Origin of the sequence: Serratia marcescens subsp. marcescens ATCC 13880 (assembly GCF_017299535.1) — a bacterium.
In the GTDB taxonomy this organism is placed as follows: domain Bacteria; phylum Pseudomonadota; class Gammaproteobacteria; order Enterobacterales; family Enterobacteriaceae; genus Serratia; species Serratia marcescens.
This window is the reverse complement of sequence record NZ_CP071238.1, coordinates 330,762-352,655: the sequence shown is the minus strand read 5'-3', so window position 1 is coordinate 352,655 and position 21,894 is coordinate 330,762. Positions and strand designations below refer to the sequence as shown.

At 60.7% G+C, this 21,894-nt stretch carries 16 protein-coding genes; 2 read left to right on the top strand and 14 right to left on the bottom strand.

Translation table 11 applies throughout. The features are described from left to right. Nucleotides 1–17: 17 nt before the first annotated feature. From J0F90_RS01565 to J0F90_RS01555, 3 genes are all read right to left on the bottom strand, one after another. Nucleotides 18–2,570, bottom strand: coding sequence for an outer membrane usher protein (locus J0F90_RS01565; protein ID WP_033638935.1), 2,553 nt, complete (start codon nt 2,568–2,570; stop codon nt 18–20). A 46-nt stretch (nt 2,571–2,616) separates the two neighbouring features. After that, the gene (locus J0F90_RS01560; protein WP_033641324.1) at nt 2,617–3,150 is read right to left on the bottom strand and encodes a fimbrial protein; all 534 of its coding nucleotides are present in this window, start codon (nt 3,148–3,150) and stop codon (nt 2,617–2,619) included. Nucleotides 3,151–3,246: 96 nt separating this feature from the next. Next, nucleotides 3,247–3,786 carry a fimbrial protein gene (locus J0F90_RS01555; RefSeq protein WP_033638936.1) on the bottom strand — a complete coding sequence of 180 codons (540 nt, stop codon included), beginning with the start codon at nt 3,784–3,786 and terminating at the stop codon, nt 3,247–3,249. Nucleotides 3,787–4,255: 469 nt separating this feature from the next. On the opposite strand from J0F90_RS01555, the gene J0F90_RS01550 reads away from it, so the two are divergent. Next, nucleotides 4,256–4,957: a winged helix-turn-helix domain-containing protein gene (locus J0F90_RS01550; RefSeq protein ID WP_227944635.1), complete on the top strand. Its 702-nt coding sequence runs from the start codon at nt 4,256–4,258 to the stop codon at nt 4,955–4,957. Nucleotides 4,958–5,019: 62 nt separating this feature from the next. Here the strand turns inward: J0F90_RS01550 and J0F90_RS01545 are convergent, their stop codons facing one another. The 11 genes from J0F90_RS01545 to fes form a co-directional block, all read right to left on the bottom strand. Then, nucleotides 5,020–5,511, bottom strand: coding sequence for a hypothetical protein (locus tag J0F90_RS01545; RefSeq protein ID WP_033638938.1), 492 nt, complete (start codon nt 5,509–5,511; stop codon nt 5,020–5,022). Next, on the bottom strand, nt 5,492–6,283 hold the full coding sequence (locus J0F90_RS01540) for a winged helix-turn-helix domain-containing protein (protein ID WP_033638939.1): 792 nt from the start codon (nt 6,281–6,283) through the stop codon (nt 5,492–5,494). Before J0F90_RS01540 ends, J0F90_RS01545 begins: the two co-directional genes overlap by 20 nt. Nucleotides 6,284–6,553: 270 nt before the next feature. Continuing rightward, nucleotides 6,554–7,174 carry a DUF2238 domain-containing protein gene (locus tag J0F90_RS01535; protein ID WP_042706402.1) on the bottom strand — a complete coding sequence of 207 codons (621 nt, stop codon included), beginning with the start codon at nt 7,172–7,174 and terminating at the stop codon, nt 6,554–6,556. A gap of 121 nt (nt 7,175–7,295) precedes the next feature. Beyond that, nucleotides 7,296–8,315 carry a 7-bladed beta-propeller protein YncE gene (gene yncE, locus J0F90_RS01530; protein ID WP_391564977.1) on the bottom strand — a complete coding sequence of 340 codons (1,020 nt, stop codon included), beginning with the start codon at nt 8,313–8,315 and terminating at the stop codon, nt 7,296–7,298. 106 nt (nt 8,316–8,421) lie between these two features. Further along, nucleotides 8,422–9,282 carry an isochorismatase gene (locus J0F90_RS01525; protein ID WP_016929399.1) on the bottom strand — a complete coding sequence of 287 codons (861 nt, stop codon included), beginning with the start codon at nt 9,280–9,282 and terminating at the stop codon, nt 8,422–8,424. Nucleotides 9,283–9,285: 3 nt separating this feature from the next. Next, nucleotides 9,286–10,914 carry a (2,3-dihydroxybenzoyl)adenylate synthase gene (locus tag J0F90_RS01520; protein ID WP_033638941.1) on the bottom strand — a complete coding sequence of 543 codons (1,629 nt, stop codon included), beginning with the start codon at nt 10,912–10,914 and terminating at the stop codon, nt 9,286–9,288. A gap of 7 nt (nt 10,915–10,921) precedes the next feature. Then, complete coding sequence (locus J0F90_RS01515) at nt 10,922–12,127, bottom strand: isochorismate synthase (RefSeq protein WP_042706404.1); 1,206 nt, start codon at nt 12,125–12,127, stop codon at nt 10,922–10,924. A 212-nt stretch (nt 12,128–12,339) separates the two neighbouring features. After that, nucleotides 12,340–13,608: an enterobactin transporter EntS gene (entS, locus tag J0F90_RS01510; protein WP_033638942.1), complete on the bottom strand. Its 1,269-nt coding sequence runs from the start codon at nt 13,606–13,608 to the stop codon at nt 12,340–12,342. A gap of 175 nt (nt 13,609–13,783) precedes the next feature. Further along, nucleotides 13,784–17,728, bottom strand: a complete 3,945-nt coding sequence (locus J0F90_RS01505; RefSeq protein WP_033638944.1) for an enterobactin synthase subunit F — start codon at nt 17,726–17,728, stop codon at nt 13,784–13,786. Between the two features lie 32 nt (nt 17,729–17,760). Further along, nucleotides 17,761–17,967 carry an MbtH family protein gene (locus tag J0F90_RS01500; RefSeq protein ID WP_033641327.1) on the bottom strand — a complete coding sequence of 69 codons (207 nt, stop codon included), beginning with the start codon at nt 17,965–17,967 and terminating at the stop codon, nt 17,761–17,763. Further along, a complete protein-coding gene (gene fes / locus J0F90_RS01495) occupies nt 17,942–19,321 on the bottom strand; it encodes an enterochelin esterase (protein WP_080286900.1) in 1,380 nt (459 codons plus the stop codon). The genes J0F90_RS01500 and fes overlap by 26 nt, the downstream gene beginning before the upstream one ends. Nucleotides 19,322–19,605: 284 nt before the next feature. On the opposite strand from fes, the gene J0F90_RS01490 reads away from it, so the two are divergent. Further along, a complete protein-coding gene (locus tag J0F90_RS01490) occupies nt 19,606–21,888 on the top strand; it encodes a TonB-dependent siderophore receptor (protein ID WP_033638946.1) in 2,283 nt (760 codons plus the stop codon). Nucleotides 21,889–21,894: the final 6 nt, after the last annotated feature.

Genomic DNA, 21,894 nt, shown 5'->3' with positions numbered 1-21,894 from the left:
CATAAAAACTCCTCAATTCAGTGTTCTTCGCCGTTCGCACCGGCGCTTAATGCCCGGCACGGCAGCAGTAAATTCGTCGCCAACATCTCAGCCGGCAGCGGCGTCGGCATTTGCACCTCACACTGCACGGCGCCGTCCCAGCGCACCGTCATGCGCTCGCCGGCGTTGATGCCGCTCAGGTAGACGCTGCCGCCGTCGTTGACGATACCGGTCTCCTGTTTACGGGCATTCAGCACTGTCGCGCCGAACGGCGGTTCACTGCCGTCCGCCAGCTTGATCACGGCCATCGCCTTCTCCCCGGCAATCACCGCAAACTTGCGGTAACCGATGGCGCCTTCGGTCAGCGTCGCCTGCACTACCGATTTAATCGCTTCGGCGTTGTCGCCCAGCTTGTCCAGATCGATGCTGGCGTTGTTACGGTAGTAGCTGTTGATATCCGTCACCACCGCCTTGCCCCAGCGGTTGCTCGCCACCGCGCTGCCGTAGCCACGTACCGGCACCCCGGCCACGCCTTCGGTATCCAGCAACAATCGAGTATCGCCCGCCCTGCTGGTGCGGTGCAGCGCCCCGCCTTCCGCAGTCAGCGTCATGCCGCCCTGTGCCGACAGGCCGAATGCGCTGTAGCGGTCCTGCTGGTAGCTGGCGTTGGCGCTCATCCGTGCCAAATCACCGTCGCGGTTGTAGTAGCCGCTCAGATTGGCGCCGCTGCGCGAACCGCCGGCGCTGATCTGGTAGTTGCTGCGATCGTCGATGCGATCGTAATACCCCACACGGTGGGTATTGTCGTCACGGTTCAGCGTGGCGTTATAGCTCAGCGTGGTGCCATTACCCCACGGCACCGAGAGCCCCAAATACATGCCGTCGTCATTGCGCGCGTTGTAGCGGTTGCGGTAGGCCGACAGCGACAGGCTCAAGCTCTTGATGTTTCCCACATCGAAGTAACGCGACAGCGTCAGGTTGTAACGATCGTTGGCCGGCCGGTCCCAATAGGTCTGGTGGCTGTAGTTGAGGTAGGCACTCAATCCCAGATCGCGCAGCTGCTGATTGTAGGTGATGGTGTACATCTCCTTGCTGCTGCCGTACCGCTGCCCGTATCTACGGGCGTTCAGGTACTCGCCCATGCTCATAAAGTTCTGTTCCGAGAAGCGGTAGCCGGCGAAGGTCACCTGGCTGTCCAGCTCGTCGAAGCTTTTCGAGTAGCTGAGGCGGTACGAACCGCCGCTCAGCGTCTCGTCGTTGTACGGCAGTTTGGCGCGCGACTGGGTAACGTCGAATGACAGCGCCCCCAGCAGCAACAGATCACGCCCGATACCCAGCGCCAGTGCGTTATAGTCGCCACCGAGTAACGTACCGCCATACAACGACCAACCGTTGCTCACCCCCCAAGAGAATTCGCCGGTGACGAACATCGGCCCCTGGTAACGGTGATCCATGTCCGACGGCTTACCCGCCACCAGCTTGTAACGTAGCGAACCGGGCCGCGTCAGGTACGGGATGCTGGCGGTGCTCATTTTGAATTCCTGCACGCTGCCGTCCTGCTCCTCCACCCGCACGTCCAGTTCACCGGAGACCGCATCGTTGAGGTCCTGAATGCGAAATGGCCCGGCGGCTACGGTGGTTTCATACAGTACCCTGCCCTGCTGACTGATGGTCACCTTGGCGTTGCTCTTCGCCACCCCGGTTACCTCCGGCGCGTAACCGCGCAGGTTGGGCGGCAGCATGCTGTCGTCGGAACGCAGGCTCACCCCACCAAAGCGGAAGCTGTCGAACACCCCGGAGTCCAGATAGTCTTCACCCAGAGTCAGCTTGGAACGCAGCGCCGGCACGGCCCGATAGGCGTAATAACGGCTCCAGTCCAGCCGCTTGTCCGTCGGCTGACCGGAACCGGTCTGGTGGCGCAGGTTCGCCTGCCAGTCGGCACGCAGCCGCCAGGCACCCAGGTTAGCCCCCGCCGTACCGTTGCCACTCAGGCTGTAATCCTGCGTGCCATATTTCAGCTGGCGCTGTGTCTGCGCGTTCAGGTTGTAGTCGAGCAGCATGCCGGGAATGCCTTCGTCCCAGCGCGCCGGCGGATCCCAATCCTCCGAGACATAATCCAGGTAGGCCTGGGGGATGTTCAGGTACAGTGCCGAGGTGGCCAGATCGCCACGCATTTCCATCCCCGGCAGGCTGGCCTCGTCCAGACAGGCCCCCTCACGCCACCAGGTCAGCTTTTTGAGCATGTCGTCCTTAATGCCCAACTGCTCGACCAGCGCTGGCGTAAGGCAGGCGCGGCTGCCGTTGGCATCGTCGTCCGGAGCATAGAACGCCACCGATTGCTCCGGCAGATCGTTCTTGTTGACGTGCACCACCATGCTGTAGCTGCCGGGCATAATGAAGCCGCCACGCGAAAACTGGCTCAGATCGATATTTTTACGATCGTTGACGTCCAGCACATCGGTATTGAACTGAATCTCCTCCGCGTTAGCGACAGGCGCCCAGACGCTCCCCAGCGCCAGCGCCAGCGCCAGCGCCACACCGGTGCTCAGAAGATGAAAACGAAACGGCTTCCCTGCAGGCAAAAACATCATGTCCACAACCTTTTATTTATTAGAGTCCTTGTAAATAACGCTCGCCTCAGTAGTAATCCATTTTGAAACGCACCGCGGAGAAATAGTCACCCGCTTTTAGTGGCTGGTTATTGCCGATTAACGTCATGGCGTAATTCAGGCGATAACTTCCCGGAATAATATTCATTGGCGGCATAGGCGCACCCGGCCTGGCTATATTTCCGGCGGCATCAGTGATTCTCAGTGCTATTCCTGAAGCCTCGCCTTTTACACCGAATAATTCACCGTCGGCAAAACCGTCAAAGGTGACTTGAAATTGTTTCCAGTCCGGCAGCGTTTTATCTGCTCGCTCCAGTACGCAATTCACTAATTCAATGCTGAACGGCACCGCCCGCCCCTGCCCGTCGCGAATAATATCGGCGAAAGGAACCATTTCCATATTGATTGTTTGTTCACGACTCTCCGTGGCAATGGCGCAGGCAGTATCGAGAATAGCTCCTTGCATATTGACGCGCCCCCAGCCCTGCGAGGCAGAAATAGCCTGTGAGCTAAAACCTAACAACGCGCACAATAGGCAAGGTGCCACCGTTCCTTGTCTCATCATGTTCTCTTCCTTCCCTGTGAAGTAACAGGGTCTAAATGGCATGCGGGTGATCCCGCATGCCCGATAATCAGACGTCCATCATTGGGAGAATGATTACTGGTAAGCCAGGGTGAAGTCTGCAACAGACTGGAATTCGCCAGGAACAACCCCGGTAGAAGCATTAACGCCCTGCAGGTAGGCGGCGAAGCTCAGGGTGTTGGCGCCGTTTTGCAGCGTTTGCGCATTGGTTTTCGTACCCAGCACGATGTCGTTGCCGGAGCCGTCGGTGATAGCGATGCCCGCACCCTTAGCGGTACCGGTAATGCCCAGCAGCTTGCTGTCAATGGCGGAAACGGCGCCGGTGAAGGTCAGAGAAACGGTGTTGTTCTTGCCAGGAACAGCAGTTGTCAGCTCGCAGTTTTCCAGTTTGATATCAAAGTTGCGCGGGGTAGATTTACCGCCGTTTTTCAACGCCACGTTAGAGATCGCACCCAATTCAACGGTCTGATCCATTGACTCAGGAGAGATAGAGCAAGGCGCGTCGATAATAGAACCCGAGAAGGTCACTTTACCGTGGCCCTGGTCTGCCGCGTTAGCCAGAGAAGAAACACCAAAAGCCATAACGGCGGCCAGCATGATTTTATTCAGTTTCATAGAGATCCCTTACATTCCTTAGTAAGTAGTGGAGAAAATTAAATCCTTAGAGTCACATCTTCAACGCACCGTATTATTTCTGGGCGTAGCTTCCGTGGCTAATACGTTGCGTTTCCGCACCCCGTATCAGTGGAAACAAATTTACACTCCCCATTACAAAAATGGAATGTTATGTCGTAAAAATACAAAAACACAGTTTATTATATAAATAAAATTCATTTATATAGATTTTAATGCCAAGAATTATCATTTAATTATCTATATTTATTTTAATTCACTTGTATGCATACAACTATTTCACACCAATTATAGAGAAAGAGAGAAAAATCCTATTTACCACCACCCCAAGGGATTGAAAAAAGCGCAAGCAGGTCTCAGAATAATCTCTCGACAGGAAAGTTGACGGGTAAATGAAATGATTTTCATTATAAATGAGAGCATCCTCTATAACGAGGAGGAAGGCACATTGATGCATATCGATAATGCCAGCAATAAAGTAGCTTTACTTAAACCGACCAGCAGATTGCTTTCGTTGTTTATTCGTAATAACGACAAACTGCTGCTACGAGAGAGGTTGCTTAATGACGTTTGGGTTGAACATGGGCTGAAAGCCTCCAATAACAACCTGAATAATTACGTTTCCGGCTTACGCAAGTCATTGGCGCAGTTCGGCGCGGAGGATATTATTGTCACCTATCCCCGTCAGGGGTTCAAATTTAATGCCTTAAGCATTCAACAGATGGATATAAAAACAGATGAGATTAAAAGTAATGATTATAGCGAAACCGAAATAGCCTCAACGCCGCCACCGAAGGCTCGGTTGCCTAACTTTCGTCGCTCGGCGCAGCGTTTAATTATGATTATGGCCGCTTGTTTAGTGCCGTTTGCCGCGATTGTGCTTTATCAAAACAGCACGCGCATCAGCGTTTATCCGCTGGGCAATGAGCAAAATTGCCAAATCTATACCATGCGATTAGGCAGTGGCGACCTGGCAAGCATTAAGCGAGAGATACGGCAGGCTGGATTCAACTGTCAATATCAGGCGGATGTCTATTACTATGACAACATGCGTAATGACAGCGCCGAAAAAGAAGAGCAATGGTTAACCTATTGTCCGCGAGCCAGTAATAGCCCTTGTATTAACAATTACATCAATAATAAACAGCCTTAACCTTGCGCCATTTATCCCCAGGGCCAACGAAACAAATGCCCCCCGGCACGCCGGGGGAGCCTTCAAGCTGCAGTGGCACAAACAAAAAATGGGGCATTGTTACCAGTAAAAAGATAGTGCCGCGGATCAACTCGCTCTATCCGCCAATGGAATACCGGTGCGGACATCGGCAATCGTCGATTAAAGTCTTCTTTCTCCAAATTATCCAAAGGCTTTCTTATTGTCTCTTTCAAATGCAGCCTGTAGTTACTCCCTTGTTTCTGATAGTCGACCACTAAAATCCGATCAATGACATAACGCCTGTCACCATCAAACAGACTGCCATTCACTAACAAAGTCGCCTTTCGGGGCCCATCCGGCACTACGCTGAGCAACAAAACCCGCTGTATCAACTTATCGGATATCTGATCGCTCATGTACAGCACCGCCCGACACTCGGGCATCCCCGGTTTGAGAAACAGAAAATACGCGGAAATGCCACAGCCTAACACCGCCACGAGACTCAACAGAGCGTAGCTATAACGCCAAAAGCGCTTACTGAGCGCGGTCTTCATAGTAGTTCTCGCATTGCATTTGGCCCGTAGCTATCGCGTTCTGTGGGCAATAATAGTAGTAAGACGTTCTGACTCGCCCAATGGCATCAGACAACACCGATTTGCTATCGTAATAAAGCAACGTCGCCGGTTCCGTGCATCGATCTGATTTTCTTTGCGCCAGCATATTTTGCAAATGCGTCAAATCCACCTGCCCAGAAACAGGCTTATGATAGGAAGTCACAAACCTGACGTCACATTTGCCGATTTTCCCGACGCTTACCGAACTCAGCGGCGCATAGCCGGCATCCTGCCAGGCCCATACCCCGCTCCCCGTTGCCAGCAGCAGCAAAGCGGCCAACCCAAAACGCTTGAGGCGAGCGAGGCGTCTCGAAACCCCTGAAGATACGCCCTCAGCCACCGTGGCTGGCGTCTCCGCCTGCGGCAAGCCTTCCGCCTGGCTGTCCGTCGTCTTCAACGAAGCGGCGGTAAACATGAATCCCTGGCGTGGCAACGTGACGATAATGTCGTCCTCGCCCAGGGCGGCGAACATCTTGCGCAGAATGGAAATGGTGTTATTGAGGTTATTGCCGGAGGCCACCTGGCCGTGCGCTTCCCATACCTGCGTCAGCAAGGTATCGCGAGAGATCACAAGGTTATTGTTTCTGACCAACGCGGACAGCAGGCGGTTCAACGTGGCGGTGAGCGGTTGAGGCGGCAGCTCAGCGTCGAGATCCACCAGTTCTGATCTATCTTCATGATATTTAATCTTATTATTAATAATGTATCTCATTATTCCCCGCTCAAAAAACTAATCAATACTAATTAGCCCTTGTTAAACACGGGAATACTAGCACACGGCATGGGTTAAGAAAATTCTTATAAAAACATATAAAAAACTAATTAAACATAAATATAGGAAATAACATTGCGCTTTATTACAGAGTACAAAATATTTAACTGATGGCTGTTGTTTTATCATGTCGGCATTAAAAATGCCGCCCGGCAAATACCGGGCGGCACGAGAAATATCTATTTTCACCAGGCCCAACCGCCGCCGGGCTTACGCCTTTAAACGCCGCAGTTGCCGATCTTGCCAACCACCGAACAGCCACTGGCCGGCTATCGCACCGAGCAAGGCGCAGAACATGTCGGACTGCGTGTCCCACGGGTCGCCTTGGGTGCCGAGAAACTCATCGGCGCCCTGGCCCAGCGCCAGCGCCGCCCACCACTCGATCAGCTCATACACCGCGCTGATCGCCAGCGCGATACAGCACACCATGAAGCCCAGCATTTTGCGGCCCCGCACATAACCGCCGCGCAGCAGGATCTCGCGCGCCGCCAGCGCCGGCACCAACCCCTGGAAGAAATGCCCCAGTTTGTCGTATGGGTTGCGGCCAAGCCCCAGCCACTGCTGCACCTCAAACCCCAGCGGCACGCGGGCGTAGCTGTACATGCCGCCGAAAATCAGGATCAGCGCGTGGAAGAAAATCAGCGTGTAGAGCAGCGGCGTCAGCGGGTAACGGCGATGGCTCAGCCACAGCAGCGGCAAAACGATCAATACCGGCGCCACCTCCATCAGCCAGGTGGTGCGATCGTAAGGGCTGATGCCGCTGTGGATCAGCGCGGCCAGCAGCAGCAAGGTGATAATGGACAACAACAGCGGAGAGCGTGAGACGGGCATATCCAACGTTCCTTCGGGTCAATAATGCAATCCCCTCTTTATACCGCAGATCGCACGGCGAAAAAAAACAGGCGGAGCGTCGCCGCTTCGCCTGTTCGGTGTGCGCTTAACCAGCGAGGGATTATTTCAGCGCTACGCGGATCACGTCGTCCGGCGCGGTCGCTTCTTTCTCGCGGCTGGAAGCCTGCTTGACGCTGACATACAGCGTCTGGCCGTCCGGCGACAGCGCCAGGCTGTTCGGGTGGGTCGGCGTCTTGATGGTGTTCAGCACCTTGTAGTTCTTGGCGTCGATCACGCTCACTTCGCCCGCCTGGCGGTGGGTCACGTAAACTTCATTGCGCGCCGGGTTGAACAGCACCGCCAGCGATTCCGGCACGTCGATCTTGCTCAGGATGTTGCCGTTGCGGGTGTCCACCACCAGCACCTGCGGCTGCTTGGAATCGGTGATGAAGGCGCGGTGAGTGGCGGTATCCAGGCTGAGGTTCAGGAAGAAGTGCTCTTTAGCCTCATCCAGCTTCTTGCGCGACAGCACCTTGTTGCTCTGGGTATCGATGGTCACCAGCTCGCCGTCGGCGTTGGTGACGTACAGGCGCTTGGCGGCGGCGTCCAGCGCCAGGCCAGTGCCGTATTTGCCGGTGTCGGTCACGGTGGCGCGCAGGGTCAGATCCTTGCCGTCCACCACCCACACCACGCTGGATTCACCCAGCCCGGTAATGTACAGGGTATCGCTGTCGGCATCCGCCACCAGCTCGCGCGGCGCCAGCGGCTTGACGGTCTCGGAGCGCTGGCGCGCGTCCAGCACCAAGCGGCCTTTCACGTCGCCGGTCTTGGCGTCGATGGCGGTCACCGAGTTATTGACGGTGTTGCCGAAGAACAGCGTGCCGGTCTTGGCGTTGACGGCTGCGCCAAACGGCTTGATGTCGTTATGGATAATCTGGGTCACGTCCAGCGTGGCCGGATCCAAACGGTAGACGATGCCGCCCTTGTCCAGCTTGCGGCTCTGCGAAGTGGCCAGGTAGAGCGCGTTCTCGCTCGGGCTGTAGGCCATTTCATAGGCGCCCTTGCCGACCGGCTTGCGCAGCACTTCCGGCGCGGTCTGCGCCAGCAAGGTGTTGGAGAACAGCAGCGTAGACAGCAGCATCAGCGGAAATGCCGCACGTTTTCCCTTGGTGATCAAAGTATTCATCAAAATCTCCTTATAGAGCCAACAGGGCGGCCGAACGGCCGCCCTCTGCTCGTGATTAAAATCAGGCTTTCTCTTCGGAAAGCAGCGCCCACCAGCTGTCGATGGTCGGGTTGCGCGCCAGCGCGATAAAGTCGATGTCGCTGCGGATCTTGCGCCAACGGGTCGCCAGTTCCATGATGCGCACCGAATCCAGCCCGTAATCGATCAGGTTTTCATCGTTGCCCATGTCTTCGCTGTCTTCGTCCAGCAGCGGCAGGATCTGCTGACGCAGCGCATCGATGCTGGCGATACCGGCCGCCGGCAGCAGAGACGCGGTGGTCACCACCCGGCCGCAACGGCCGGCGGTGTAGCGCAGTGCCATCAGGTGTTCGTCGCGCGAGAAGTCCGCCAGGCCGTCGGCCACCATGAACGGCTGGATGTTGCGCATGAAGGCGTCGATGGCGGTGGTCAGGCAGCCGATGTGCGCATACACGCCGCAGATGATCAGCTGATCGCGGCCGGACTCCTGCAGGATCTCCTGCAGCGGCGAGCGATGGAAGGCGCTGTAGCGCCATTTCACCAGCACCGTATCGTCTTCGTCCGGCGCCAGCGCGGCAGTCACTGCCTGTTGCTCAGGGTGTTTGTTCAGGCCCGGCCCCCACATGTCGTTCAACAGCGCGCGATCTTCATCGCTCTGCTGGTTCGGCTGTGCGGTATAAAACACCGGGATGCCCTGCTGCTTGCAGTAGCGGCGCAGGTTGGCGATGTTCTCCACCACCTGTTTAATCAGCGCGCTGTCCTCGCCCCAGAAGTTGAGGAAATACTGCTGCATATCGTGGATCAACAGCGCGGCGCGCTGCGGCTCCACCTGCCAGGTGACTTTATTTTGCGGCAGTTCGTCCGCCGTCGGCAGCGCGTAGTCATTAAGTTTTGGAATGGCCATCGATTAATCTCCCTGAGCCTGAGTCTGTAGTTGCGCGTCGAGTTGCTGGCGCAGCCGTTTTTTGTCCACTTTGCCGACCGGGGTCAGCGGCAGGCTGTCCACCTGAATAAAGCGATCCGGCAGCTTGAAGTCCGCCACGCCCTGCTCACGCAGGTGGCGGCGCAGCACCACCGGCTTCAGCGGCGCGTTGGCGATGATATAGGCGCAGCTCTTCTCCCCCATCAGCGCATCCGGCATCGACACCAGCGCGGCGTTGATCACGTCCGGATGACGCAGCAACAGGTTCTCGATCTCCTCGGCGGCGATCTTCTCCCCGCCGCGGTTGATCTGGTCTTTCTGCCGCCCCTGCACGGTGATGTAACCGTCTTCGCTGATGCTGATCAGATCGCCGGAGCAATAGAAACCGTTGGCGTCGAAGGCGTCAGCGTTGTGCGCCGGGCTCTGGTAGTAACCGCGGAAGGTGTAAGGCCCGCGCGTCATCAACCGCCCAACCTCGCCCGCCGGCAACGGATTGCCGTCGTCATCCGCCACCCACACCTCGTCGTCCGGCGACATCGGCCGCCCTTGCGTCGTCAGAATGTGGCGCTCGTCGTCGTCCAGCCGGGTGTAGTTCACCAGCCCTTCCGCCATGCCGAACACCTGCTGCAGTTGGCAGCCGATTTCGTTCTGAATGCGCGCCGCCAGCGTTTCGCCCAGCTTGGCGCCGCCCACCTGCAGCAGTTTCAGGCTGGCGAGCTGGGCATTGCCGCCCCACTCTTCGATCGCCTGCAGCCACAGCGTGACCGCCGGCGGCACCAGCGCCGTCACGTTGATTTGATGCTGTTCGATCAGGCGAAAGCACTGTCCGGCGTCCGGATCGGCGGCGAACACCACCCGCCCGGCGCCATAAAACACGCCCAGCACGCCCGGCGAACTCATCGGGTAGTTGTGCGCCACCGGCAGCGCGCACAGATAGCGGGTCTGCGCGTCGAAACGGCAGATCTCCACGCTGCGGCGAATGCTGTAGTAGTAGTCATTGTGGGTGCGCGGGATCAGCTTCGGCGTACCGGTGCTGCCGCCGGAAAGCTGGAAGAACGCCACCTGGTCGGCCGCGGAAGGCTGCGCGACAAAACCGTCGCTCGCTTCGTCCAGCCAGGCGGCCAGCGCCAGCTCGCCCTCAGGCTGGCTGCGCAGCGCCACGACGCGCAGCGAAGGATGCGCAGCGCGGAAGGCGTTCAGGAATTGATCGTCGGCAAACAGCCCGTGCTGGCGATCGGCGATCAGCAGCGCCGGTTTGATCTGCTCGGCATAGGCGTTCAGTTCACTGCGCTGATGGCTGAACAGCGCATTGACCGGCGCCACGCCAATTTTCAGCAGCGCGAAGAACACGATATAGAACTCCGCCACGTTGCCCAGTTGCACCAGCGCGGTATCGCCGGATTTTACGCCGCGGCGCAGCAGAGCGGCCGCCAGACGATCGGCGCGCTGCTGCAGCTCGCGGTAGGTCAGGCTGCCCTGGGCATCGATAATCGCCGGGGTGTCGTTGTCGGCCTGGCGGTCGAGGATCTCGGTCAGCGGCTTGTCTATCCAGTAGCCGCGCTCGCGATAGCGGCTGGCGAACTCCGCCGGCCAGGGGGTAAAGGCAATGCTCATCTTGTCGTTATCCTTGATTTATACCAAAGGCACGCAGAATAGTGCTGAGTTTGGTGCCTGTTTCATGCCATTCAGATTCGGGTGAAGAGTCTTCCACGATGCCGGCGCCGGCGAACAGCCGCACCCGGTTGCCGTCAACGGTGCCGCAGCGGATAGTCACTACCCACTCGCCGTTGCCTTCGTCGTCGCACCAGCCGACGATGCCGCCGAACAGGCCGCGATCGAACGGCTCCAGCTTGCCGATCAAGGCGTGCGCCTCGGCCGTCGGCATGCCGCACAGCGCCGGCGTCGGGTGCAGCAGGCAGGCCAGCGACAGGGCATTTTCGTCAGGAGACGCCGCCTCGCCGTCGATCGGCGTGGAGAGATGCCACAGCGTCGTGGTGGTCAACAGTTCAGGGGTGTGCGGCACGTTCAGGTAGCGGCAGCGGCCGGCCAGCACGTCACGCATGCTTTCGGTAACGATGCGATGCTCGTGGCGATCTTTCGCCGAGGCCATCAACCGCTCTCCCACTTCGCGATCGCGCTCTGGGTCGGCCTCGCGCCGGGCGGAACCGGCCAGCGGGTTGGAATAGAAACGGCCGCCGTCCTGGCGCAGCAGCAACTCGGGGCTGGCGCCCAACAGCGCGCCCTGCTCCAGCGGCACATGGAAATGGAAACCGTGCGGGTTCTGGGCAATCACGCGCGCCATCAGCGCATGGCGATCCACCGGCTGGCGCGTTTCGATCTCCAGCAGGCGCGACAAGACCACTTTGTCCAACTCACCGGCCTTCATCGCGTCGACGGCGTCGCTGACCATGTTCATGAACGGCTGCTGCGGCGGCAGTTCCGTTACGCCGGCCAGCTCCGGCCCATCCGCCGCCGGCCTAACGCCGGCCATAAAGGCGGCGCGATCGAACCAGCGGCTCTGCTGGGGAATAAACAGCGCCGAAGGCTGCCGGGTATCGAACGGAATGGCGCCGCACAGCAGCGGTTTTTTGATGCCGGCCTGGCGGGCCTCGGCAAACGCCTGCCGTACGCTGCGCTGGAACTCGCCGTTCAGATCGGCGCCGTCCGCGGCCGGCAGGCGAATGCGGCTGAAACAACCGGTGGTGGTCAAGCTGCGGAAAGGGGAGGTAAAGAAGAAGCCCGACGCCGGAGAAAAATCAGCGGCGAACCGGTGTTCTTCGCGCTCCTGCATTTCCTTTCGATTGATGTCGTTCACGGCAGTATCCATCGCTTCGCCCTCAATAATTTGAAGTGATAACCAATATAATAATGATTATCATTTGAGTTAATTCCGCGCTAAATTACTCGCCGATATTTGCTATGTCAATAAACGTAAGCACTTCTTTCATTTCAAAATCATGACATAAACGCTGTGGGTTTTACGCATGCCGATGATAAGCATTGCTATTTGATCCCACAGCGTCGCATTAGCGCATGACGTTACTTTTCGCTGGCTGGTTGCGCCTCGTTATGCGGCTCCGGTTTGTGCAGCGTGACCTGGCGCAAACCGGTCATGGCGAACAGCAACAGGATGCCGAGCAGCGCAGCGCCGAAGCCGAAACCGCTGGCGCTCATCGCCGGCAGCATGAAGGCGCCCATCGCCCCCAGCAGCAACGCGCCCAGCGCATCGCCCACCACGTTTTGCGCCGTCCACAGGCCGTTGATGCGGCCAAGGAAGTTATCCGGCGTCAGGCTCTGGATCAGGCCGTATTGCAGCAGCGAGTTCAGCGCGCTCAGGTAGCCGAACGCCACCAGGCACAGCAACGCCAGGCTGTACCACGGCATCAGACCGAAAAGGCCAATGGCGGCGAACGCCGCGATCGCCGTCAGCAGCATTACCCAACCGGGGCGCGCCACGTGCGCCACGCGCCCGCTGGTGAACGCGCCGATGGCCGCGCCGAGCGGCACGGCGGCGTACATATAACCGAGGTGGGCAGCATCGATGCGCCAGCTTTCCGCCATCGCCGGGTACAGCACGCGCACCGCGCTGGCCATGGTCAGCAGCGCACCGATCAGCGCCACCATGCCGATCACCTTGTTCTGGAACAGGAAGGCGAAACCGCCCGCCAGCGCGCGCAGCGGATGTTCCCGCGGCTGCGGCGGCGGCATCAGCTGCGGCAGGCTCAGCAGCGGCAACAGCGTCAGCAGGGTGCCGAACGCCGCCAGGCCGTAGTTCCAGGCGATGCCCATATGAGCGATCACCAGGCCGCCAATCGCCGGGGAAAGAATCGAGCCGAAGCGCACCGTCAGCATGCTGATGGCGCCCGCCTGCACGATGTTTTCGCGGCCCACCAGCGCCGGCGTGGCCGCCAGCAGCGCCGTCACCCCCACCGCGCCGAAGAAGCCGTCCCACACCGCCAGCAGATAAATGGCCGCCAGCGAAGGCGACGGCAACAGGGCGTTGAGGCACAGGCCGACGAAGCCGACGCCGCAGGTGGAGCGCGCAAATAGAATCAGCCGGCGCCGCTCATAGCGATCGGCCAATACGCCCCCCATCAGCAGCCCGGCGAACATGCCGCCGCCGGCCAGCGTCACCGCCAGCCCGACCTGCAGGGTGGAACCGGTCAGCGCCTGGATCTGCACCGGGATGGCGATCGCCATCAGCCCCAGCGCCACAATGGAGATGAAACGCGCGCAGAATACCGCGCGGAAAGCCCGGTTGGTTTTCAGCAGGCTGAAATCAAGCAGGATGGAGGGTTTGCTACTCATCGGTTGTTCACCACATCTTTAAACGGGGATTCTTCAGTTGCGGAGCGCTATGCTAGCACAGATGACGAAATCAATAATGATAATAAAAATCATTGATATTCAATTGTGAGCGACCGCAAGAAACGCCGCCAAACGCGGGACAATACCCGTGCCTGGCGGCGGGATGAGGGCGTAATTACAGCGTGCGCAAGATCCGGTTCAGCAGCGGCCCCAGCACTTTGAACGACGCCGGCGAAACGATATCGACATGCGCGCAGTCCAGCTCGTGCGCCTGCAGCGCATCGACGTACTGCGACCAGGTTTGCTGCACGTCCATCCCGTCCTGCAGCGTGCGCTTGGCGACGAACAGCGTCGCCTGGCCGTGGAAACGGGCGGTCCGCGTGTGCGACAGCAACCGCACCGAATCGGCGTAGTTGGCTTCAATGTTGTCGAACATCACCGTGCGCGCCTCACCCAGTGCCGGATCGAGCGTGTCCTGCGACACCGCCAGGAACTGCTCGCGCTCACGCTGCACTTCCTTCAACACGTTGTCGTCCAGCATCACGTCCCAGTTTTGGGTCTCCGGCGGATAGGTATCCAGCAGGCCGAGGAACGCCACCTGCTCGCCACGCGCCTGCAGCCGGGCGGCAATGCCCTGCGCCAGCGTGCCGCCCAGCGAGTAGCCGATGAAGTGATACGGCCCGTGCGGTTGCACCTGCAACACCGTCTGCAAGTGGGCATCCACCACCTGATCCATATCTTCGCTCAGCGCCAGCGGGCCGTCCGGCCGCGGCGACTGGATGCCGACCAGCGACCAGTGCTGATCGAGATAGCGCGGCAATACGCTGAACTGCCAGGAGAAACCGGACGCCGGGTGCAGACAGAACAGCGTCGGCCCCTCGGTGACGCGCAGCGGCAATACGCTGTCGAAGCCGCTGCGATCGGCCTCTTCCTGCGTGCGATCTTCCGCCAGCAAGGCGGCCAGTTGCTCAACGCGCGACGCCACCATCACCTGGCCGACGGACACCGCCTTGCCCAGATCGCGGCGCAACTCCGCCGCCAGGCGCATCGCCAGCAGCGAATGGCCGCCAAGCGCGAAGAAATCGTCGTCGGCGAACACCTGCTCGCGCTGCAGCAAACGGGCGAATACCGCAGCGATCTCGCTTTCCAACCCGGCCTGCGGCGGCCGCCCCACCTTGCGCTCACCGCCCTGCGGCTGCGGCAAAGCCTTGCGATCCAGCTTGCCGTTGGCGCTCAGCGGCAAATCACTCATTTCCACCAACGCCACCGGCACCATGTGCGGCGGCAGGCGGTCGGCCAGCGCCGCGCGCAAAACTTCCGCATCCCAGCTCGCGCCGGGCTGCATCACCAAATAGCCCACCAGCTGGCGCGCATCGCCGCCGGCGTCCACCGGCGTGCCCTGCAACACCAGCGCATGCGTCACCGCCTGGCGCACGCCCGGCAGCGACAGCAAGGCGTGGTCGATTTCACTCAGCTCGATACGCTGCCCGCGGATCTTCAGTTGATCATCGCTGCGGCCCAAATATTCCACCGCGCCGTCCGGCAGCCAGCGCGCCACGTCGCCGGTGCGGTACATCCGTCCGCCCTCGCCGAACGGGTCGGCGATAAAGCGGCTGGCGGTCAGATCAGGCCGGCCAAGGTAGCCGTGCGCCAACTGCACGCCGGTCAGATACAGATCGCCCGCCACGCCCGGCGGCACCGGCCGCAGGCGCGCGTCCAGAATGCGCAGTCCGGTGTTCCATACCGGCAGGCCGATCGGCACGTTGGCGCCGGTCACCTTCGCCAGCGCGTCGCCGTAGGCCGGATGCCAGGTCACATCCACCGCCGCCTCGGTCGGGCCGTAGAGGTTATGCAACGGCACTGCCGTGCGGCTTTGCCACAGGCGGCACAGCTCCGCCGGCAGCGCTTCGCCGCTGCAGAACACCTGGCGCAGCGCGGCGCAGTTCGCCACCGCCGCGTCGTCGTCCAGTGCGGCCACGAAAGCCGCCAGCATCGAAGGCACGAAGTGCATTGTGGTAATGCGGTGTTGCGCGATCAGCTGTTGCAGCTGCTGCGGATCGCGGTGCGCCTCCGGCGGCGCCATCACCAGCCGGGCGCCGACCATCAGCGGCCAGAAGAATTCCCACACCGAGACGTCGAAACTGCATGGCGTTTTCTGCAGCACCGCGTCGTCCGCCCCCAGCGGATACTGGTGCTGCATCCACAGCAAGCGGTTGACGATCGCCTGATGGCCGACCAGCACGCCTTTCGGACGCCCGGTGGAACCGGAGGTAAAGATGATATAGGCCGCATGATCCGGCGTCGGGCTCGCGATCGCCACCCCGGCGGCATGATCGGCCGCCAGCGGCGCGTCATACAGCAAGATTTCGCCCTTGTCGGCGAAGCGCGCCTGCTGCGCCGGGTTGGTGATGACCAGCCGGGGCGCGGCGTCTTCCAGCATCATCGCCAGCCGCTCGTCCGGATAACCGGTATCCAGCGGCAGGTAGGCGGCGCCCGCTTCCACGATCGCCATCAACGCCAGCGACAGGAACACCGAACGCGGCAGCGCCACCGCCACAATGTCGCCCGGCTGCACGCCCTGCGCCACCAGCTGGCGCGCCAGCGCCGTCACCTGCTCGCGCGTTTCGCGGTAGGTGAAGTTGAAATGCGCATCCGCCAACGCCGGCGCGTTCGGCGTAATTTGCGCCTGCTGCGCCAGCAGTTGGCTCAGCGTGGCCGTCGGCACCGGATGCGCCGTGTCGTTGACCCGCGCCAGCAGCGCATGATCGTCGGCGGTCAGCATGTCGGCTTCGCCGATCGGCAACGTTGCCTGCGCGGCGAACTGCGCCAGCAGCAGCGGCAAACGCTGCAGATGCGCCAGCAGTTCCTGACGGCTGTAACGCTCGGCGTTGGCCAGCAGCTCCACCTTCAGCTGATGGTGTTCGTCGATAAACAGCGCAATCTCCAGATCGCGCACCGGCCCGGAGGCCAGATCGTGGGTAATGCCTTCGATACCGGCGAAATCCAGCTGGTAATCGAACATTTTGAAGTTGAAGACCGTGCCGTACAGCGGTTCGCCGTCGCCGATGCGCCCCAGATCGCGCTGCACCTGTTCGGCGTCGTAGCGCTGATGGCGGCGCACCGTTTTCAGCTCGCGGCTGATGCGGGCGGCGGCCTCATACAGCGTGGCCTGCGGCTCGAGGTGCATCTCCATCGGCAGCACGTTGATCACCGGGCCGGCCGCGCACAGGGCGGCCGATCCGGTGCGGCGCATGAAGATAAAACCGGCGCTGAAGCTCGGTTGGCCGCTCAGACGCGACACCCACAACGCCACCAGCGCCACCGCCATATCGGCGGCGTTCAGCTTCTGCTGCGCGCCGCACTGCACCAGTTCGGCGAAGGCCTGCGGATCGCAGCGCTGTTCCAATCGATGGATGCGCGGCGTGGGCGTTTGCCCGGCCAGCGGCTGCGGGCAGAGCGTGGCCGGCGGCGGCAGCTGCTGCGCTTTCTCGCGCCAGAAATCGGCGTCGCGTTGCCAGGCCGGCGCTTCCCGGTAAGCCTGGTATTCCGCCACCACGTCGCTGAACGCCGTGAAAGGCGTCGGTTCCAGCGCATCGCCGCGGCAAAGGTGGGTATAAATCGCCGCCACGCGGCGAGCGATGGCGGTGAAGCTGAAACCGTCCACCAGCAGATGGTGATAGCGCTGATACCAGAACCAACGGTCATCCGCCAAACGCATCACCACATGGCGATACAGCGGCGCGCCGCTGCCGGCGCGCAGATCGCTCGCCAGATCGATGTCCATCAGCGCGCGCGCGGCGGCTTCAGGATCCGACGACGTCGTCAGATCGACAAGTTCCGGCTCATACACCGCCAGCGCGTCGTCCAGCCATTGCACCGGCACGCCGTCGCGTTCCGCAAAACGCAGGCGCAGCATGTCCACCTCGCCCAGGCCCTGGATGATGGCCTGCAGCAGAGGCTCTACGGCAATGGGGCCGTTGAGTTCGATGGCGTGGGCCACCGCGTAGGCATTGCGATGCGGGGAGATTTGATCGGCGACCCAGATGCCGGGTTGCGCCGCGACCAGCGGCCATTCGCCCGCAAGCGCCGGGCCGCTGAGAGAGTTAGGGGTGTGTGACACTGCTTATTGCTCCCGTAATTACCTGGCGCCGGTCACGCCTCGCGTGCTGCGACCGGCAGAATATCTTGCCAATGCTGTTCCAGCCACTCGTCGCACGCGGAGCGCGCCGCCGGGCCAAAGACGATCGTCCACTCGGACGGAATGGCGCGGAAATCCGGCCACAAACTGTATTGTTGTTGTACGTTGCGCAGCACCAGGCTGCGCTGCTGTTGATCATCGAACGGATTCAGGCTTTCCACCATGTGTTCCTCGTGCCGTTGCCGTCGCCGATACCGGATAAGCGGTGGCGAAAGCGGAGGCCCATACCGCCTGCAGCCCATCGGTCAGGCCGCTGCGCCAGCACAGCGCGTCGTGCCCGCCTTCCACCACCCGGTAGTGCACCCGATGGCCGGCGTCGCTCAGGCGCGCCGCCATTTCGCCGCTGACCCGATGCACCAGCTTTTCCTGCGAACCGGCTTCCATAAAGACCTTCAGCGCGCCGTGGTTGCCCAGGCCGTGCCGTTCTACCTGCTGCATCAGCCAGCAGGCGTCATCGGGAATGCTCGGCAGCTGCAGCATGTCGCGCCGCGGCCACCAGTAGGAGCCGGACTGGGTGATCACCGCGCCGAAGCGCTGCGGCCAACGCAGCCCGGCGTACAGAGAAGCCAGGCCGCCAAAGCTTTGCCCCGCCACCACCGTATCGGCCGGCTTGTCGCTGTGCGGCGCCCAGTCGGCCAGCTGCGGCATCAGTTCTTCCTGCACCGCCAGCCAGAAATCGTCCTTGCAGGTTAATTCTCGCGCCCGGTGCGGCAGATCGATGATGTCGATCAGCACATACACCGCTTCCGGCAACGCCCCCTCGCGGGTCAGCTGCATCAGCGGCTCCCAAACCGGCATCTGCTTCGCCCAGAACTGGCCGTCTAGCAGGATCGCGAGCGGGCGCTCGGCCGGCTTGCTGTCGCCGGTGGTGTAGATCCAGACATCGCGGCTGTTGCCCAGGCGTTCGCTCTGCCAGGTATGGCGCTGCAAACGCGCCGGCAGTGGCGGCGTGCAGCGCCCGCTGGCGATCTCATACTCGTCGAACGAGCGCCATACCGGCTGCGGCGGCGCATCCGGCATGTGCAGACCGGAGACGCTGTGGCCGCTGGCGCTTTGCCAGGAGCGATAAGGGTTGAGCAGATCGGGGGTAGCGCTGGCGAACACCTGGTGCCACCAGTGACGCAGGTTGTGCATGTTGGCGTGCGCATCGTCGCCGCTGAACGCCGGCGGCCGCTCGTCAAAGCAGGGGATAAAGCAGTAGCTGCCGCGCCAGGCGCCGCTCAGCTCGGTCTGCCAGTACCACACGTCGGTACCGGTCAAGCGCTGCAGGCTTTGCGGCGGATTCGGCTGATGATGGTCGGTCAGGCAGTTAATGTTGATCCACACGCGACGGTAGGCGGAGGTCAATTCGCATCCCTGAGGATCGCGCCAGAAGAAGGTGGTGCGCCACCGGCCGTTACCCGCCGGTTCTACCCATGGCGTACCGCGTCGTGCCACCGTCAACCACCACCCTGGACTGCCCGCATTGCTGCTGGCCAATAATCTGCTGCTTTCTGACTGTAGTTCTGTATTCACAACGCCTACCCATTTTGTAGTTGGCGGCACCGGGAACGTCGACTTTTCCCTATCGCCGGCCACCGCCCGAACGCACTGTACGCCAAATACTATTGATAATAATTTGCATTTGCAATAGTGTGTAAGGCTTGGAGATCGTGCTGGTATTGCGCGCAACGGACAGGGATCGGGGATACATCAATGGCATCCCTTGCCGCAGCCGATTTTCTATTTCCGACTACACAAAAACTACAACCGCCCTTCCCCCCATTCGGCGAGGGATGGCAGCAAGGTAGGACACTCAGATGAAAAGCAAGCTATCACGTTATTCTTTAGCCACTCTTATCGGCTTGGGATTGGGCGCGTCCGCGTTCGCCAACGCCGCGCAGCAGACCGACACCACCACCACGGAAGAGAACAGCGGCGCCACGGAGAAAAAGCCGCGCGGCGAAGACACCATCGTCGTGACCGCCGCCCGGCAGAACCTGCAGGCGCCGGGGGTGTCCACCATCACCGCCGACGAGATCAAAAAACGCCCGCCGGCGCGCGACATCAGCGAACTGATCCGCACCATGCCCGGGGTTAACCTGACCGGCAACTCCACCAGCGGCCAGCGCGGCAACAATCGCCAGATCGATATCCGCGGCATGGGCCCGGAAAACACCCTGATTCTGATCGACGGCAAACCGGCCTCCAGCCGCAACTCGGTGCGTCAGGGCTGGCGCGGCGAGCGCGACTCGCGCGGCGATACCGCCTGGGTGCCGCCGGAAATGATCGAGCGCATCGAAGTGCTGCGCGGCCCTGCCGCAGCGCGCTACGGCAACGGCGCCGCGGGCGGCGTGGTCAACATCATCACCAAGAAAGCCGGCGATGCGCTGCACGGCTCGCTGAACGGTTACTTCAACGTGCCGCAGCACAAGCAGGAAGGCGCCACCAAGCGCACCGACTTCAGCCTGTCCGGCCCGCTGAGCGATTCCCTGAGCTTCCGCCTGTTCGGCGGCTACAGCAAAACGCAGGCCGACGCCTGGGACATTAACGAATCGCATAAATCCGAACGCGTCGGCGCCTACGCCAACAGCGTCCCGGCCGGGCGCGAGGGGGTGGTCGATAAAAACATCGACGCCTTGCTGCACTGGGATTTCGCCCATCTGCAGTCATTGGAGTTCGAGTACGCCTATGGCCGCCAGGGCAACCTGTACGCCGGCGATACCCAGAACACCAACACCAACGCCCTGGTGCAGAGCAACTACGGCAAAGAGACCAACCGCATCTACCGTGAAACCTTCGGCCTGACCCATCGCGGCGCCTGGGACAACGGCGTGAGCACCAACAACTACGTGCAGTTCGAACGCACCCGCAACACCCGCCTGAACGAGGGCTTGGCCGGCGGCACCGAAGGCATCTTCGACACCAAAAACACCGGTTTCGGCACCACCAAGCTGGACGACTTCCTGGCGCACAGCGAAGTCAGCGTGCCGTTTGAGCTGGGCGTCGCGCAAACCGCCACGCTGGGCACCGAGTGGACCCAGCAGCGGATGAAAGACGGCACGTCCACCAGCCAAACACTGATGGGCGGCACCATTCCCGGCATGACCACAGGTACGCGCAGCCCTTACGCTTCCGCGCATATCTTCTCGCTGTTCGCCGAAGACAACATTGAACTGACCGACACCACCATGCTGACGCCGGGTCTGCGCTACGATCTGCATTCGGAATCCGGCAACAACTGGAGCCCGGCGCTGAACCTGTCGCAGGAACTGGGCGACTACTTCACGCTGAAGATGGGCATCGCGCGTTCCTATAAAGCCCCGACGCTGTTCCAGACCAACGGCAACTACCTGCTGTACAGCAAAGGCCAGGGATGTGCCGGCAGCGATACCAAAAACGGCTGCTACCTGCTCGGCAACGACGATCTGAAAGCGGAGACCAGCGTTAACAAAGAGATCGGGCTGGAGTTCCATAACGACGGCTGGCTGGCCGGCGTGACCTACTTCCGCAACGATTATCACAACAAGATCGAAGCGGGCAACTCGCGCATCGCCACCAGCAGCACCGGCACGGCGGTCTATCAGTGGGAAAACGTACCGAAAGCGGTGGTGCAGGGGCTGGAGGGCTCATTGAACGTGCCGGTCAGCGAGACCGTCACCTGGAGCAACAACGCCACCTACATGATCGAGAACAAGAACAAGACCACCGGCGATTACCTGTCGGTGATCCCGAAGTTTACCGTCAACTCGACCCTCAGCTGGCAGGCCACGCAAGATCTGTCGATGCAGTCCACCCTGACCTGGTACGGCCGTCAGAAGCCGAAGAAGTACAACTACCAGGGTAAACCGGCCACCGGCGGCGAAACCCGCGAGGTCAGCCCTTACGCCGTCGTCGGCGCCAGCGCGACCTATGACCTGACCAAAAACGTCAGCCTCACCGCCGGCATCGACAACCTGTTCGACAAACGCCAGTTCCGCGCCGGCAACGCGCAGAACGTGGGCGATCCGAACACCGGCGCGATCAACATCGCCGGCGCGGGCGCGGCTACCTACAACGAACCGGGCCGTACCTATTACATGAGCATCAACACCCACTTCTGATGACAT

Coding starts and splice junctions, on each gene's coding strand:
- J0F90_RS01515 (WP_042706404.1), bottom strand. CDS start 12,127: ATGGATACTGCCGTGAACGACATCAATCGAAAGGAAATGCAGGAGCGC.
- J0F90_RS01555 (WP_033638936.1), bottom strand. CDS start 3,786: ATGAAACTGAATAAAATCATGCTGGCCGCCGTTATGGCTTTTGGTGTT.
- J0F90_RS01540 (WP_033638939.1), bottom strand. CDS start 6,283: ATGAGATACATTATTAATAATAAGATTAAATATCATGAAGATAGATCA.
- yncE (WP_391564977.1), bottom strand. CDS start 8,315: ATGCTGCTGTCTACGCTGCTGTTCTCCAACACCTTGCTGGCGCAGACC.
- J0F90_RS01560 (WP_033641324.1), bottom strand. CDS start 3,150: ATGAGACAAGGAACGGTGGCACCTTGCCTATTGTGCGCGTTGTTAGGT.
- J0F90_RS01535 (WP_042706402.1), bottom strand. CDS start 7,174: ATGCCCGTCTCACGCTCTCCGCTGTTGTTGTCCATTATCACCTTGCTG.
- J0F90_RS01550 (WP_227944635.1), top strand. CDS start 4,256: ATGCATATCGATAATGCCAGCAATAAAGTAGCTTTACTTAAACCGACC.
- entS (WP_033638942.1), bottom strand. CDS start 13,608: ATGAGTAGCAAACCCTCCATCCTGCTTGATTTCAGCCTGCTGAAAACC.
- J0F90_RS01525 (WP_016929399.1), bottom strand. CDS start 9,282: ATGGCCATTCCAAAACTTAATGACTACGCGCTGCCGACGGCGGACGAA.
- J0F90_RS01490 (WP_033638946.1), top strand. CDS start 19,606: ATGAAAAGCAAGCTATCACGTTATTCTTTAGCCACTCTTATCGGCTTG.
- J0F90_RS01565 (WP_033638935.1), bottom strand. CDS start 2,570: ATGATGTTTTTGCCTGCAGGGAAGCCGTTTCGTTTTCATCTTCTGAGC.
- J0F90_RS01545 (WP_033638938.1), bottom strand. CDS start 5,511: ATGAAGACCGCGCTCAGTAAGCGCTTTTGGCGTTATAGCTACGCTCTG.
- J0F90_RS01520 (WP_033638941.1), bottom strand. CDS start 10,914: ATGAGCATTGCCTTTACCCCCTGGCCGGCGGAGTTCGCCAGCCGCTAT.